Below are 16,193 nucleotides of genomic sequence, written 5' to 3'. Positions count from 1 at the left end.
CGTGAATAGATTGTCATAGGATATCTGTTAATTATTTAACTTTCAAATGTATTGTAATAACAACTAAATCTTGAGACCACAAACAAATTAAGAATAAAATTAATCACCCTTTTTAAATACGCGAATATTATCAAAAGAAAAATTACGAGCAATATTCGGATCAATCTCTAGACGCATATTAAAAGAATGGTAGTAATAGTTGTCCTTGTATGTACTCGACCGGTTTACAACAAAAGGTAAGGTAATGGTTTCCCATCTATTGAAGTTTTGAATAGTGAAATCTGTAGGCTTCCATTCCATTGGAGCTGCGTCCCAGAACAGATAGCTGAGAATTCTGATTCTACCTTCAATAAACTGGTTAGCTGTTCTGAATTCACATTTTATCACATAATTCTGATAATTGTCAAGCATATCATCAGTGTAAGGTACACCACCCTTCTCTGCAATATACCACCAGCCCGAGTATGCTGAAGTATGGTCAATGCGCAGAAAATTTCCACTCAAACGTTGTTTATCTGCCGGATCAGTAACAACATTAACTGGATTGCTTGGCATTAATTCATCAAAATCCATTATCATACACTCCCTGTCATAATAACGTCCCGGGCAAACAGCCTCAACATTATACTTCAGACCTTTAACTTTTACTTTAATGTTCTTATCCACATCTTTAGGTACCTGAGCTGTTAAATAATTATTGGCTGAAGAAATTACCTTACTTGTTTTTCCATTAAAATCCACAACAGCGTTTATTGAATTAATCTCATACAAAGAGAAGAAATCACCGTAAATCATAATTGTATCACCAGGCTTTGTATATTCATTGAACATACGGTCTAGTTTAAGATCAGGCGCAAGTGCCTGAAACGGAATCTCCTGAATACCCAACTTATTGTAGACATAGATTTTATTTGTTTCAATTACAGGAAGTTTTACCGGAATTTTCATATAAAGTATGTCATTTTCAGTATATACTTCCAGCATATCTACTCTCACGTCATTAATCAAAATTGAATCAATGTTATCTATGTCAAGGCCTGTACCATGAATCGCAATAAAATCGCCTAATGCAGCCTTTGTGATAGTAGTACTTAAATCTTTTATCGTGGTTATCTTTGATAATGAAATTAAATCTACTTTTTCGCTATCAACTGAGCAAGAGGCAATTGTTAAAACAGATAATAATGCTCCAATTAACCATGATAAACTCTTGGCGTAAATATTTTTTTTCATAACTATTCGCTTTTGTCGTTAATAAATATAATCACCATCCCGGATTATTGGTTTCGATATAAGGATTTGCGTTTACCTCATTTGGTGGTAACGGAATCAACAGATGTTTCTGTTCACGCCTCTTGATAACTCCATTTTCGTCGGTTGTTCCAATAGCATTCATAACCTGCAAGTAGATACCCCAACGTATAAGGTCTGTTCTGCGATGGCCTTCGGCAGCTAACTCCTTTGCCCGTTCTTCCAGTATATAGGAACGAAAAGATTCCAGAGTAAATGGTTGTTTTTTATTCCTGTCGATAACTGTTGAACTATTATTACGTGTGTTTAATTGACTTATTATATTCAAAGCCTCTGCAGAAGGACCGTTATTTACTTCATTATCTGCTTCGGCAAAGATTAGCAATGTTTCAGCGTAACGCATATATGGCCAGTTGAAATCTGTTCTATTACCATCGATAGGGGTAGTTACAGCCGTAAACTTCCTCAGTTTTGATCCATACAGATGTGCATCGTACCGCACAATATCGGTAGGGCTATATCCTTTTTCACCTTTTTTTACGTACACGCTATCTCGCTCAGGATAAAAGCAATATGTCATTTTCCCGGTCTCCTGGTTATATGAAAGAGGGACACGGTGCATGATTCCCCAGTTTATACGGTCATCATCCCAGTCATCAAAAGTTTGCAACCAATGATCTCTCTGAATATAATATCCACTACTCCAAACATTATTTTCATTTGCTCTCGGGTATCCCCAATAATCTGATGTTATGTAATTATAATAGAGTGTCCCTTCTTTAATAGTTTGCAGACAGAATTGAAATTCAGGGCCATTTTTATATTCAGGACTCCATAATTGACTTTGTGAAACTGCCAGCTGGAACTCATTATCGTTAATAACTTCCAATGCTTTCTCTCTCGCCAAACGATAATACTCTTTTGAGTCAAAAACTTCATATCCTGAAACCAGGTCTTTCTTGTGTGTAATAGCTTGTGGCATAAGACGAGACTTAGTTCCATCAGGATTGGTTACTGAACCAGGCCCTCCTTTCACAATAATATTACCGCTTTTCATTGAAGCAGAACCTATGGTTGCATAAACTTTGGCTAATAATGCTTTAGCTGTACCGCGACACACATGTCCTTTTTTATATTCAGAATCAGTGCGAGGGATCAAAAGAGTCTCAGCCTCTTTTAAAGTTTCGATAATGTGTTCATAAACCTCTTTAACCGAAGACCTGGGTAGTTCAGGTACATTACCTTCTCCAATAGATGTTTTAAACAGTGGTATTGGCCCATAAAACTGAACCAGTTGAAATTGTGACCATGCCTTTAAAAAACGGAGCTCACCCAAAGCATTGTTTTTTGTTTTTTCAGGAATGCCATTTATAAGGCTTACCAAATAATAATGATAATTAGCTCGGTGAATAGATTGACTGTAGTATTTGAAAAAATTATTGGCAGAGCCTGAATCATAAAAGTTCCCGGCACCAATCTCACCAAATGCCCAAGTAGGGCCTGTTTGGTAATCACAATCAAAGTTAACCAAATTATGGTAATTACCCCATTCGAAAGGAAAGTCCAAAGTGAGGTAAGCTCCCGCAACCAATTGATCATAGCTACGTGCAGCTGCAACATCTTCACCTGAAACAAAAGTAAAGGTCTTTTCATCTAAGGAACACGCCCCTAATATAAATAAACTTATAGCATATACAGCTAATAATTTTGAGAGTTTCATATTTTTACTTTTTAAAATGCTAATTGAATACCAAAATTAAATGTGCGTGCACTTGGGTAGGATGCCAGGTCCACTCCTCTGCGTGACGCATCACTGCCGAAAGTGTTAACATCAGGATCATACCAATCATATGAACTGATAGTAAACAAATTTGTTACACTGGAAACAAAGTTAATGGATTCAATATATTTGAAGGGAGGCGTCCACCTGTAACTTAGGCTGACATTCTTACACCTCAAGTAAGAACCGTCTACCACATAGCGGTCAGAAGGCTTCATTGATCGCGTATAGGTTCCGTCTGAACGTGGCCACAAAGCATTTGCTCTGTTATCTGCTGTCCAGCGATTATCCCAAACAAACTTCGGCATATTATTACTGCCTGCCATCTCAAAACTCTTTAAATTAACATTAAGGATATCATTCCCATGTGTCCCTTGTAAAAAGAAGCTAAAAGTAAAATCTTTATAAATTAAAGTATTGGTTATACCGTATTGGTAGTCAGGATTGGTGTTTCCAATAATTGTCTTATCACGATCATCGATAACGGGATCATCATCCATGTTTTTGTATTTGACCTGTCCAACCATACTTTTAACTTTCGATGCACTTTCATTAGTATAATATCTGTCGGCTCTCACTTCTGCTTCATTATCATAGAAGCCATCTTCAACATAACCATACAGTGTTCCAATAGGATATCCATTCCTTCTTAAAAACATGCTTTCAATACCCCAGGCAACATCAGAGAACTGATCTGCATTTAATCCCTCTACCCTATTTTTGTTAAAAGAGATATTTGCATCAAATCTCCAAATAAAATCTTTTGTTTTTACCGGAATGAAATTTCCGCTTATTTCCAACCCTTTATTAATTACTGAACCGTAGTTGGAAGCAATTTCCGCGAATCCTGAACTCATTGGGATCAACTTGTACTGTAACAGATCCGAAGTCTTTTTGTAATAAACATCAAAGACCAGATTTACACGGTTATTAAAAAAAGCAGCGTCTAAACCTAAATCATACTGTATTGTCGTCTCCCACTTCAAATCGGGTGCAGCAGGGCCTCCCCAGCGATCTTCAGCCATGCCGCTTGTAAAAGTGCCATCAAATGGATAGTTAGAGGATACGAATCGAGAACGGGTTGCATATGCGTTTACGCCCTGATTACCGGTCTGTCCCGCACTAAACCGTAATTTCAAGTTATCAAAAAAGTTCAGTGATTTAATGAGCTCTTCGTCCGACAAACGCCATGCAATGGCCCCAGAATAGAAGTTGTTCCAGCGATTTAGTGAAGAAAGTCGGCTGGAGCCGTCACGACGCATTGAAAATGTCAACAAATACCGATCCATGAGATTATAATTTGTACGGAACAGATAAGACATCAACTGAGATTGTCCTTTTCCACTACTGATCTCTTTTGCTCCGATAGCTGCATTAATGTCGTTATCTTCAGTATCATCAGAAGGAAAGTTCTTAGCATTCATAGATTTATTTTTCCACATAACTTTTTCATAAGTCAAACCTAAAACAGCATTTACAGCATGAATACCAAATTTTTTGTCGTAATTAAGTAAAGATTCGGTCGTTAAACTTTCGTATGCATTATCTGATTTAACTCCATAGCCGTTTGTTGGATATTGTCCCGAACCTGTCCAGCGATTATAGTACTGATTACGTTCATTAAAGCTATAACTATAACCAAAATTTTGACGGAACTTCAACCAATCAGTAAATGTAAGCTCACCAAATCCTGAAGTAAAAGCAGAAACAGATTCCAGTAAGTTCTTTTCGGTATGGACAGTAAGGTACGGATTAGCCAATCCCGACGAGAAATCTTCAGAAAATCCGGAGTCCTTGCTTGGGTCAAATACCGGACGTGTTGGATTGAAAGATATTGCAGAAGCAATTACACCATAATTCTCACTGTTTGTTCGTGCCAACCTGTTATCGGAACTTGTGAAACTAATGTTAGCTCCAATTTCCAGTAAATCGTTGACCTTACGAGTATTATTTGCACGTACTGAATAACGCTTGTAATATGAATTTACAATAACGCCCTGATTGTCCAAGTATCCACCTGAATACATGTAAGAGCCGTTTTTGTCACCTCCGGATACAGTAAGATTGTACTCTTTACTTATAGCTGTATGGAATATTTCATCTTGCCAGTTGGTCCCGTAAAACATCTGATCGTTAAGCAGAAAACCTGTTCTGAAATCATCAGGACTTGGTAAATATTCTCTTTTAACAACCACTTCTTCTCCCGTTACGGGATCTTTCTCTATTGTTTCACTCCAGCGGCCAGGAAGAGGATAAGGCAACTGAGAGGGATCCACGTACTCTTTTCCATCATACATATATCCATTAGTTACCAGCTCATTACGAAACTCAGCATATTCTGCCGCACTTAAAACGTCAATTGTTTTAACCGGATTAGATATACTTAAGTTTGAACTGAACTGTACTCTTGCTTTCCCCTCTTTCCCTGATTTGGTAGTAATAATAACTACTCCATTTGCTGCACGTGAACCATAAATGGCTGTGGCTGATGCATCTTTTAAGACCTCAATAGATTGTATATCCTGTGGGCTGATCATGCTTAAAGGGTTGTTTTTCTGTTTCGTACCATAGTCAGTTGCCGGTGCTTCCCCAACAGAGAATGGCATTCCGTCAATAATATACAACGGCTCCGTGCTTGTTGTAAATGAGTTAGCTCCGCGAATTTGAATATTGATCCCTGCTCCCGGTGCTCCATCAGCCTGAGAAACATTGACACCGGCCAGCTTTCCCTGTAAACCCTGATTAACACTTACCGGATTGGTTTTTAACAGGGCATCACCTGCCAGAGAAGATACAGCACCAGTCAAGTCCCTCTTTCTAACACTGCCATATCCAATTACGACCATCTCCTCAAGCAATTGAGTGTCTTCCTGCATAATAACATTAATAATGCTTCTATTTCTTACTAAAATCTCTTGAGTTCTGTAACCAACAAAAGAAAAAACCAAAGTAGCGTTCTCATTCGCGTTAATTGAGTAATGCCCCTTGACATCTGTAACAGTACCCAAATTCATGTTTTTCACACGTACTGTTACACCGGTCATAGGCTCGCCCAATTCATCCATTACAATTCCTTCGATTCTGCCAGACTGAAACTGCTCCATATTTTCAGCCAGCAAATTATTAGGAATAGTCATTGATACTATTAGCAGTATCATTACGACTCCTGACAAATAATTACACAATCTTTTCATAAATTAATTTTTCAATAGATATATTTAAATATTTTACTCGCAAAAACAGATCCCTATCAATGCCGTAACAGTCAGAAATCTTTTCCAGACTGCACTTTACTCCGATTTTTTACTTCAACTCTGCTTTCGTTTTCTCAGACTCCTCACCCATAACGTTGTAAGCTGAAATTTCATACACATTATTTACACTACCGTCCTTATCTGAAAAATTTGTTTGAAATTTACCATTACGCAACTGAAGCTTATATATAAGTATTCCATCTTTATATATATTATATCCGTCTGTTGCAGCAAAACCCTGAGGTGCCCATTTAATTTCAGTTCCAGTCGGGGATTTGGTGATGCTTGCATTTATAACCTTTTTAGGAAGAGGTATCTTAGGTAACTCTCCTGTTTTACAGTACTGCAAATAGAGATCATGATATTCTTTATTTACTACAAAAGGACTATTATAATGACTATACGCAAAACAGATAATATTGCCTACATATCCGTTTACAATCTCCAATTGTTTTTGGACACGAGCCATAGGAGCGCTTGTCCAAAAACGCTGATCAAACGTTTCAACATTTCCCCAGAATTTTAATCCAGGTTTGCTGTTGACAGCCTGTTTCAACTTTGAAAACCATTCTCGTAAATTATCCAAAGTAAGCCCTCCTGCACCAATACAATCTTGAGGAGCAAAAATATCTCCTATTCTGAAATGAGTTTGGGCAAAAACATTCTCCCACATTACGGCATATTCCTGAGCATTTCCCCCGACCCGATAATTCATGAACGGAGACATCATAAATGGCATGTCAGGAGTAATTTCAGTTAGGTGATCAAGGTTAATATTCAATGCCTTGGCAAGAGCATCCTGACATTCGGATGTCATACAGTTCAGGTTATCAACCTCCCAAACCCAATACCAGCCATACATGGTTCTGTTATATTTCTCTTTGTACAAAGCAACTAATTCATCTGCAACTTTATTGCCGGCCTCCATCTGATTAAACAGCCATTCAGAGTCATAATCGGTTTTCCACCATCTTTCATTAAAATTAATCCCGATGAATACTTTTATACCATACTTTTGAGCACTACGTAAACATCTCTCAATCCTGTCTTTTTGCGCATTTTTCTTTACTAAAGGAGAAGGATAGTAAGCGGTTGCTCTTCCTTTCTCGTTTGTCAAAAGAGCTGGTGCATATATTAAATATGTGATGCCCGCTTCATTCAGCATTGCCATTTCCTGATCCCAACGTTCGTCATTCCACCCGGCAACTAAGAACTCTTGAATAAAAGTCCCGTTGAAACGAGGCGTATTGGAACCTTTATTCTTCTGTTCAAACTTATAATGGAAATAAGTTCCATTTAAATCTCTTGTATAGGTGTCAAAACCAGCCTCATCTTCATATAAATTAATTATACGCACACCTCTGTCAAGTGTTTCGTTGTAGGCGGAAGGATATCCCGTTTTACGACCGTAAGCAAGGGCTATATTGCCATCCAGATCAATCATGTAATCGTTATTATGATCATGCCCTGCAAAAACACCTATAACATCTCTTTTTTCAATGAACGATGAAAAAAGGCCCGTATTCAACCCGGGAGCGCAAACTCCTTCCTGCCTCTCACCGAATTCACGGCACACCCATCTTGCCGTTTCATATTCGGGCAAAGGAATATGAAAGAATGCCAGCGAAGGTAATTTTCGTTTATTATGAGCAGTAAAATAATCACTGCTATTCCTGTACCAATCAATTTGATCATGTTTAATCCAATCGTAATAACCAAAAGAGCGATCGTCAGTTATATTATGAGAGTCAAATAAATACAAAATCCATTTTTCTGTTGTCCCGTCTGAGGATAAAACAGGGAGAGTACAGTTTCCAACACCTGGCAGGGTGCCTTTCCGGGCATCATAAGTAAGGTTATACGGGTTAGTTCGCAAATATTCCAGAATTTCGGTTTTACTAACATCTGTCTCCCCATCATGGTTACCAAAAGCAACAGCAAATGGCGTTTTTTCTTCAGAGAACAGCCCAGACAGTTTTTCCCACCCAGAAAGGGCTGGAATTCCAACTACAATATCACCTGTAAGTACAACCAGGTCGGGATGCTCTATATGAATCATTTCACGAATCAAATTATAAGTACTATCATTCGCTGATTTATAGCGCTCACCCTCTATCCAATGGGTATCGGTTATTTGCAAAATTTTAAACTCACCACCACTGAATCTTAAATTTTCCACCTGTGATAAAGAGCATAAAGAGACAATCAAACAGAATAAAAGTATTAAGAAGTATCTTTTCATGTGATTATTTTTTTGAACATATTTGAAAAAGTCATTTTCCTACGAAACAGCTATTGATATGAGTATATTAAGCATCCAAAAACTCTGATTTCAGACATTTTTAAATGGGATTCATGAATTTAAATTTAAATTATAGTCAATAACCCAAAAATCCCATTCAACTTTTTAACAGCTGGTGAAAATTATTCTTATTCAACTTCAATAATTTAAAAAACCTTCGCTATATTGCACCTTGCTGTTAACATTCGTTTCCGGCAGTTCCAACATATTTGGCCAATAGAAAAAATAATCTTTTGTTGAGATTTTGTTTCCATCAACATATTTATAAATATTATTCATTAATACAATTATTAAATATGTTTTACATCAATAAACTGTAAATGTAGATAAACACTACAAAAGCACAATCGTTTGCGCGTTTTATTATTGTTAAACTTTGTTACTTTTTTAAAATTGGTTTCTTTTAAGTCTCGTTTGTAATAGCTTTGTTTTAACTTTATATTGAACTTATGTATGTATCAATTCGATTCGTATAAACTAAATATAAGATGCTTCGATGTTTCACGGGGTAACTGTTGCAAGCGAAGGGCGTTAAAAGAAAGGGACATGTTTAAACTTTTGCATTAAACAATGGCATTGTAAATTATTTTGCTATGCCGGCTGGAGGAAAAACATTTTGCTTTTACAAATGCAATAATTCTTTTAGCTTTGCTGTTTATGACCGGTAATTCTAATTGCTAACATAGGAAATAGTTTCATTGAAAAAAAATAGCTTATATAGTATGATACAAAAGATTAATATTGCCGATATTGCAAGAATAACAGGCTACTCAACCTCAACCGTTTCCAGAGTATTAAACGGAAAAGCAGATAACTATAGAATTTCAAAAGCTACACAAGAGAAAATTAAATCAACTGCCGATGAATATAACTACACGCCAAATGAATTTGCAAGAAATCTCAGAAAAGGATCAGGTCGGACAATTGCCTTAATCGTACCCTCATTAAAAAATCCTTTTTTCGCGGAAATGGCGAGCGCTATAAACTTAGAAGCAAGCAAGGCAAATTATATAACACTTATTGGCGACAGCGATGATAATATTACAATAGAACTGGAAACTGTTAAACAATTGACATCAAGGAGTATAGACGGAATGATTATTGTGCCTTGCAGTAATGTTTCAGACCATCTGTTGCAATTAAAAAAAAGGGGGATGCCACTCATTTGTATCGACAGGTATTTTGAAAATCAGGATTTGAGTTTTGTAACCTCCGATAATTATAACGGCGCATATTTGGCCGCAAAATATCTAATTGAACTCGGTCACACCAACATAGCCTGTATTCAAGGCGTAAAAGACTCTACACCAAATACACAGCGTGTAAAAGGTTTTAAAGATGCCATGTCGGACCATGGCATTAATACATACTCGGTAACCGGTGATTCTTTCAGTGAACAAAACGGATATCTGGAAACCAAACTGTTGCTCCAAACAGAAAACAGGCCTACTGCAATATTTGCCTTCAGCAATACAATAGCAATGGGTTCTTTGAAAGCTATAAGAGAAGAAGAATTAAAAATACCAGATGAGATTTCCCTTATTACATTTGACAATAATCCATATCTTGATTATATTGATCCACCTTTAACATGTGTTTCACAACCAATTGAAGAGATTTGCAAGATGGCTATAAGAATTTTATTTACAAAAATAAACGATAAAGAGAATACAACGAAACGTGTTTTTCTAAAAACCAGATTAATGATTAAAGAATCAGCGAAAAGTATCATACAAAAATAAGACATTGTTAATACACGGCGATTAAAATTCAGTATGTAATAATTGAGCTGGAATTTTCACCTGGTTAATTGCATTGCACAGCGCATCAAAAAAGAGACTCGGGTTTTTAAGCCTGTGTCTCTTTTATAAATGTAAATGCTGTATCGGTTTTTTATTTGATCTTTCAGTCAATGAAAAACATTGTTTACAAACAACAAACCAATTAAAAGAGTTCAATTGTTCTCAGGACGCAGTTTCCTGACTACTGCTCCGGCCTGCCACATCTCGCTTTCACGAAGGGCTTTAAGTTCAACCTCCAGCTTTTGGCGATAATCGGGTTGCGAGTTACTGTCAATAGAGCGCTGTGCTTCGTTGCCGCTTGCCACCTCCTTATATAGTTTTTCGAAAACAGGTTTGGTAGCATCATGGAACGGCCCCATCCAGTCCAAAGCGCCACGTTGAGCTGTAGTGGAGCAGTTAGCATACATCCAGTCCATCCCGTTTTCCGCAAATAAAGGCATAAGCGACTGGGTAAGCTCTTCCACTGTTTCGTTAAATGCTTCAGAAGGGGTATGCCCGTTCTCGCGCAACACTTCATATTGAGCCAGCAACAGTCCCTGGATAGCACCCATAAGCGTACCACGCTCGCCTGTAAGGTCGGAATATACCTCACGCTTGAAGTCGGTTTCAAACAGGTATCCTGATCCCACGCCAATACCGAGAGCTACCACGCGCTCATAAGCTTTTCCAGTGGCATCCTGAAAGATAGCATAGCTTGAGTTCAGTCCCCTGCCTTCAAGAAACATTTTTCGAAGGCTTGTACCCGAGCCTTTAGGTGCTACCAGTATTACATCAACATCGGGAGGAGGGACAATGCCAGTACGCTCTTTATAGGTAATGCCAAAACCATGTGAAAAATAGAGTGCTTTACCGGGTGTAAGATGCTTTTTTACTGTGCTCCAAAGCGTAATCTGTGCCGCATCTGACAAGAGGTACTGGATAATTGTGCCGCGTTTGCATGCCTCCTCTATCTCAAAAAGGGTTTCTCCCGGAACCCATCCGTCGGCCACAGCCTTATCCCAGGTCTTGCTGTTCTTCCGTTGACCCACAATCACGTTAAACCCGTTATCACGCAGGTTGAGAGACTGTCCCGGCCCTTGTACTCCGTAACCGATTACTGCTATTGTTTCATTCTTCAACACTTCCTGAGCTTTGCTCAATGGAAACTCGTCGCGGGTAACTACATTTTCCTCTACCCTACCAAAATTCATTTTTGCCATATTTTTTTGACTATTTGAGTCAAGAGTCACAACTTAAACATTATATATGAGCAGTCTTTCAGATATCAAAAATCTTGATCACTGAGCTTTGTGACTGATTAAAATGTGAGGTGTGTACTCATCGACCATTATTATAATATAATTAATTTATCCTTTTATAAATCTCCTGCTAAAATTCTCTTTTACTGCAGAGGGACCAAAATACATAGTGATATTCAATGTATTAAAATAATCATTTTTGATATTCATGGTTCCCGGAGCAGTCTCATTTATTCATTCTCAACAATCCCGTTGAGTACTTGTTCATGCTTTGCCAGCATATCGCTCAGCCGCTCCAATTTAGATTTCGTGATTGCAATCCTGCCGGAACGGACAAACTGCAAAACACCTATAGTTGAGGCCAGCTCATCAAAAAGCCCCTGTGTCTCGGCATAATGACCTGCTTTAAGAAACACAACACAATCTTTGGACACCTCCAGTATGCGGATGTTGTACTTCCTCACCAGATACTCTATGGAACCGTGTTCCAGCACCTTCTCGGTTGAGAGTTTGTAAAGCGCCAGCTCCTGGTGCACAAGATCTTCGTTGGTATTATAATAAGCCTTCAGAATATCCACACGTTTATCAATAAGCCGCACCAACTTCTTCATCACCTCCTCATCATCGGAAAAGGTGGTTATGGTAAACTTGTGAATCCCTTTTATTGCCGATGGCGAAACAGACAGTGTTTCTATATTCAACTGCCGACGGGTGAAAATAGTAGTGATCTGATTGAGTACGCCTACAGTATTTTCTGAAAATACTGTGATGGTATATAATGTTTTATTCTCATTCATAGTTCAGTTTTTATTAATTGTTTTCACTCACTTTTAAAGCTTGTGCCCGTTTCCGAGTAAAATGTCGGTAACGGTACCACCGGCGGGCACCATGGGATAAACCATCCCCTTTGTTTCCACTTTCACCTCCAGCAGATATGCCCCGTTATGCTCCAGCATCTCATTAATGGCTTCATCCAGCTCTTCACGCTTTGTCACCTTACGTCCTTTGATGTTGTAGGCATCAGCAATCTTGACGAAGTCCGGGTTTTTCAAGTGTGTTTCGGAATATCGCTCATCAAAAAACAATTCCTGCCATTGGCGCACCATCCCCAGATAACTATTGTTCAGAAGAATGATCTTTACATTCAAATTATATTCCATAATGGTTCCAAACTCCTGAATGGTCATCTGCAACCCTCCATCGCCCACAAAGATACAAACTGTTCTGTCAGGTGCACCGTATTTGGCACCAATTCCGGCAGGCAACCCGAAACCCATCGTCCCCAGCCCGCCTGATGTGACTATGCTACGGGTTTTATTAAATCTGAAATAACGCGTTGCCATCATCTGATGTTGTCCCACATCGGTCACACATATAGCATTATTATGTGTCGCCTCGGTGATTTTGTTAACCACCTCGCCCATTTTTATTTCTCCATTTTCTGGATACAGTTCATTTCTGATAATGCAATCATACTCTTTCTGTTCATAGGGTTGAAACTCAGCCAGCCACTTTGTATGCGATCGATTTTCCAGCAGGGCGGTAACTAAAGGAAGTGTTTTTTTTGCATCACCACGAACTTTGGCAGATGTCTTTACATTCTTATCTAGTTCAGCGGGATCGATATCGAAATGTATTACCTTTGCCTGTCTGGCATATGTCTTCAGATTTCCCGTCACACGATCGTCGAACCTCATCCCTATAGCGATCAACACATCACAACTGTTGGTCATCATGTTAGGCGCCACATTCCCATGCATCCCCAGCATTCCATGATTCAAATGGTGACCGGAGGGCATGGCTGACAATCCCAGTATGGTGGAACCGAACGGAATATCTCCTTTTTCCAGGAATGCACGCAACTCCTCCTCCGCATTTCCCAGAATAACACCCTGCCCTACCAGCGCAAAAGGTTTTTGGGCACTGTTTATAATGGCTGCCGCCTTCCGTATCTGATCAGTATCAGGCTCAGGAAAGGGTATATAACTCCGTAGGAAGGTAGTCTTCTGATAGAAATATTCGCATCTGTTTGTCTGCGCATCTTTGGCTATATCAAGCACTACAGGTCCGGGACGACCGCTAGATGCAATGTAAAATGCCCTGGAAACGGCCCATGCAATATCTTCCGTTCGCCTTATCTGGTAAGCCCATTTAGTTATGGGCTGTGTTACTCCAATTACATCGGCTTCCTGAAAAGCATCCGAGCCCAGCAAACCTGAAGCTACCTGTCCTGAGATGACTACCAGGGGAGTGCTATCCATCATTGCATCAGTGATACCGGTGATGGTGTTAGTTGCTCCGGGGCCCGACGTAACAAGTGCTACACCCACTTTTTCAGATACACGTGCATAACCCTGCGCAGCATGTACAGCACCCTGTTCGTGGCGCACCAGAATATGTTTTATCTTATCTTTATGATCGTACAAAGCATCGAACACGGGCATAATAGCTCCACCCGGGTACCCGAACATAGTATCCACTCCTTCCGCGATAAGCGAACGGATAAGGATCTCACTGCCCTGAATAGTCCCGGCTTCTTCCGAAGGGGACATCACTGTTTGGGTCTGTTTCTCTCTATTCATAATATTCATTGTTGATTGTTATAAAAAAGTACCGTTACGGGTAACTTTACACAATTAATTATGGACCTTATAACCCTAATCTATAAAACTTAAGTGCTGAATTTAAAAAATATCTAAATGATTCTCACTGCACCCAGATCGGCAGAACTGACAAAAGCAGCATAAGCCCTCAAAGCTTTGGACACTTTCCTTTCCCGTATGGGACGGAAAGCCTCTTCTCCCCTGGCCTCCTCCGTCCGTCTTCTTTCGGCAAGCTCTTCGTCACTGACTTTCAAATTAATGGATCGCCCGGGAATATCTATCTCAATAATATCTCCGTCACGTACCAGCCCTATATTACCACCGGCAGCAGCTTCAGGTGAGATGTGCCCTATGGAGAGTCCCGAGGTACCACCGGAGAAACGCCCGTCAGTAATAAGGGCACACTCTTTTCCCAGATGTTTTGCTTTGATGTAGGATGTGGGATATAGCATCTCCTGCATTCCCGGTCCCCCTTTAGGGCCTTCATAGATAATAACAACCACATCTCCTGCCCTGACATCTCCATTAAGGATAGCGCTACAAGCGTCTTCCTGTGAGTGATACACTTTAGCTTTTCCATTAAACTTCCAGACACCCTCGTCCACGCCCGCTGTCTTCACCACACAGCCGTTGCGGGCAATATTACCCTTCAGGATAGCCAGTCCCCCATCTTTTGTATAAGCATGCTCCACACTACGGATGCAGCCATTTGCCCTGTCTGTATCGAGCTCTTTGAACCTCGCATTCTGCGATCCCATTACAATATTATACCGGTTCCCGGGTGCGGACGAAAAGATTGTTACAGCCTCTTCCGAAGAATTGCCTGAAGTTATATCATATTTTCCAATGGCTTCCCCCAAAGTAAGGCCATCAGCACGGTGTACCGAGGTATTAACCAGTCCCGCCTTTGCCAGTTCGTTCATTATGCCCATAATTCCCCCAGCACGGTTCACATCCTGGATATGGTACTTTTTTGTGTTGGGTGCCACCTTGCAGATACATGGGACGCGCCTCGAAAGCGCATCTATATCTTCGAGTGTGAAGTCGATCTCCCCTTCATGTGCGATAGCGAGCGTATGGAGTATTGTATTGGTAGAACCTCCCATGGCAATATCAAGCGTCATGGCGTTCAGGAACGCTTCACGGGTAGCGATATTTCTGGGAAGTACCGTTTCGTCGCCATCAAAATAGTATCGGTAAGCATTCTCCACTATCTGCCGTGCAGCTTTCACAAACAGTTCTTTCCTGTTGACATGAGTAGCCAGAACGGTTCCATTGCCTGGCAGTGCTAGTCCTATTGCCTCATTGAGACAGTTCATGGAGTTTGCGGTAAACATCCCGGAACAGGAGCCACAGGTGGGACAGGCCAGCTGTTCCAATTGAGCTACACGTTCGCTGGAAACAGCCTCATCAGCCGACTCAATCATCGCGTCGATAAGGTCGATCTGTTCATCACCAATTATTCCTGCTTCCATCGGCCCTCCCGAAACAAAAATAGCAGGTATATTCAACCGCATTGCAGCTATAAGCATCCCCGGAGTAATCTTGTCACAATTGCTTATGCAGACCATAGCATCTGCCTTATGGGCATTGACCATATATTCCACCGAATCGGCAATCAGGTCTCTCGACGGCAGGGAATACAACATACCGTCATGCCCCATGGCAATGCCGTCGTCAATGGCGATAGTGTTAAACTCAGCTGCGAAACAGCCCAGCTTCTCAACCTCTTTTTTCACCAGCTGTCCTATTTCGTGCAGATGCACATGCCCCGGTACAAACTGAGTGAAGGAGTTAACTATAGCTATAATGGGTTTGCCCAACTGTTCGCGTGTCATACCATTGGCATGCCAGAGGGCCCTTGCCCCTGCCATACGGCGACCCCTGGTGCTCGTCGCACTACGTAGGCTACCCTTGCCTTCCGCAGTCATTTTTACGACTTCTTTATTATTGCCTATGTCCA

9 protein-coding genes are annotated in these 16,193 nt (G+C 40.1%); 1 reads left to right on the top strand and 8 read right to left on the bottom strand.

All coding sequences use genetic code 11. From position 1 onward, the window contains the following. Positions 1 to 99: 99 nt before the first annotated feature. The 4 genes from B3B27_RS02910 to B3B27_RS02895 form a co-directional block, all read right to left on the bottom strand. Complete coding sequence (locus B3B27_RS02910; protein WP_238867312.1) at positions 100 to 1,233, bottom strand: glycan-binding surface protein; 1,134 nt, start codon at positions 1,231 to 1,233, stop codon at positions 100 to 102. A gap of 31 nt (positions 1,234 to 1,264) precedes the next feature. After that, positions 1,265 to 2,971, bottom strand: coding sequence for a RagB/SusD family nutrient uptake outer membrane protein (locus B3B27_RS02905; RefSeq protein WP_238867313.1), 1,707 nt, complete (start codon positions 2,969 to 2,971; stop codon positions 1,265 to 1,267). A gap of 11 nt (positions 2,972 to 2,982) precedes the next feature. Next, complete coding sequence (locus tag B3B27_RS02900) at positions 2,983 to 6,225, bottom strand: SusC/RagA family TonB-linked outer membrane protein (protein WP_286846797.1); 3,243 nt, start codon at positions 6,223 to 6,225, stop codon at positions 2,983 to 2,985. A 109-nt stretch (positions 6,226 to 6,334) separates the two neighbouring features. Further along, complete coding sequence (locus B3B27_RS02895; protein WP_238867315.1) at positions 6,335 to 8,527, bottom strand: DUF4434 domain-containing protein; 2,193 nt, start codon at positions 8,525 to 8,527, stop codon at positions 6,335 to 6,337. Positions 8,528 to 9,309: 782 nt separating this feature from the next. On the opposite strand from B3B27_RS02895, the gene B3B27_RS02890 reads away from it, so the two are divergent. Continuing rightward, positions 9,310 to 10,329, top strand: a complete 1,020-nt coding sequence (locus B3B27_RS02890) for a LacI family DNA-binding transcriptional regulator (protein WP_286846795.1) — start codon at positions 9,310 to 9,312, stop codon at positions 10,327 to 10,329. A 212-nt stretch (positions 10,330 to 10,541) separates the two neighbouring features. Here the strand turns inward: B3B27_RS02890 and ilvC are convergent, their stop codons facing one another. The 4 genes from ilvC to ilvD all read right to left on the bottom strand — a co-directional run bounded on the left by ilvC (position 10,542) and on the right by ilvD (position 16,161). Next, entirely contained in the window at positions 10,542 to 11,588 is a 1,047-nt protein-coding gene (gene ilvC / locus B3B27_RS02885) for a ketol-acid reductoisomerase (protein ID WP_238867320.1), read from the bottom strand. Between the two features lie 269 nt (positions 11,589 to 11,857). Then, positions 11,858 to 12,424, bottom strand: coding sequence for an acetolactate synthase small subunit (ilvN, locus tag B3B27_RS02880; protein ID WP_238867322.1), 567 nt, complete (start codon positions 12,422 to 12,424; stop codon positions 11,858 to 11,860). 33 nt (positions 12,425 to 12,457) lie between these two features. After that, a complete protein-coding gene (gene ilvB / locus B3B27_RS02875; RefSeq protein ID WP_407681771.1) occupies positions 12,458 to 14,209 on the bottom strand; it encodes a biosynthetic-type acetolactate synthase large subunit in 1,752 nt (583 codons plus the stop codon). A gap of 113 nt (positions 14,210 to 14,322) precedes the next feature. Beyond that, positions 14,323 to 16,161 (bottom strand): dihydroxy-acid dehydratase, encoded by a 1,839-nt coding sequence (gene ilvD, locus B3B27_RS02870; protein WP_238869497.1) that lies wholly within the window; start codon positions 16,159 to 16,161, stop codon positions 14,323 to 14,325. Between the last annotated feature and the right edge of the window lie 32 nt (positions 16,162 to 16,193).

The organism is Proteiniphilum sp. UBA5463, assembly GCF_002427225.1.
Lineage (GTDB): Bacteria > Bacteroidota > Bacteroidia > Bacteroidales > Dysgonomonadaceae > Proteiniphilum > Proteiniphilum propionicum.
This window is presented reverse-complemented; position numbering and strand designations above follow the sequence as displayed.

Excerpts from the sequence above, each read along its gene's own strand:
- B3B27_RS02910 (WP_238867312.1), bottom strand. The coding sequence starts at position 1,233 with ATGAAAAAAAATATTTACGCCAAGAGTTTATCATGGTTAATTGGAGCA.
- B3B27_RS02905 (WP_238867313.1), bottom strand. The coding sequence starts at position 2,971 with ATGAAACTCTCAAAATTATTAGCTGTATATGCTATAAGTTTATTTATA.
- B3B27_RS02900 (WP_286846797.1), bottom strand. The coding sequence starts at position 6,225 with ATGAAAAGATTGTGTAATTATTTGTCAGGAGTCGTAATGATACTGCTA.
- B3B27_RS02895 (WP_238867315.1), bottom strand. The coding sequence starts at position 8,527 with ATGAAAAGATACTTCTTAATACTTTTATTCTGTTTGATTGTCTCTTTA.
- B3B27_RS02890 (WP_286846795.1), top strand. The coding sequence starts at position 9,310 with ATGATACAAAAGATTAATATTGCCGATATTGCAAGAATAACAGGCTAC.
- ilvC (WP_238867320.1), bottom strand. The coding sequence starts at position 11,588 with ATGGCAAAAATGAATTTTGGTAGGGTAGAGGAAAATGTAGTTACCCGC.
- ilvN (WP_238867322.1), bottom strand. The coding sequence starts at position 12,424 with ATGAATGAGAATAAAACATTATATACCATCACAGTATTTTCAGAAAAT.
- ilvB (WP_407681771.1), bottom strand. The coding sequence starts at position 14,209 with ATGAATAGAGAGAAACAGACCCAAACAGTGATGTCCCCTTCGGAAGAA.
- ilvD (WP_238869497.1), bottom strand. The coding sequence starts at position 16,161 with ATGACTGCGGAAGGCAAGGGTAGCCTACGTAGTGCGACGAGCACCAGG.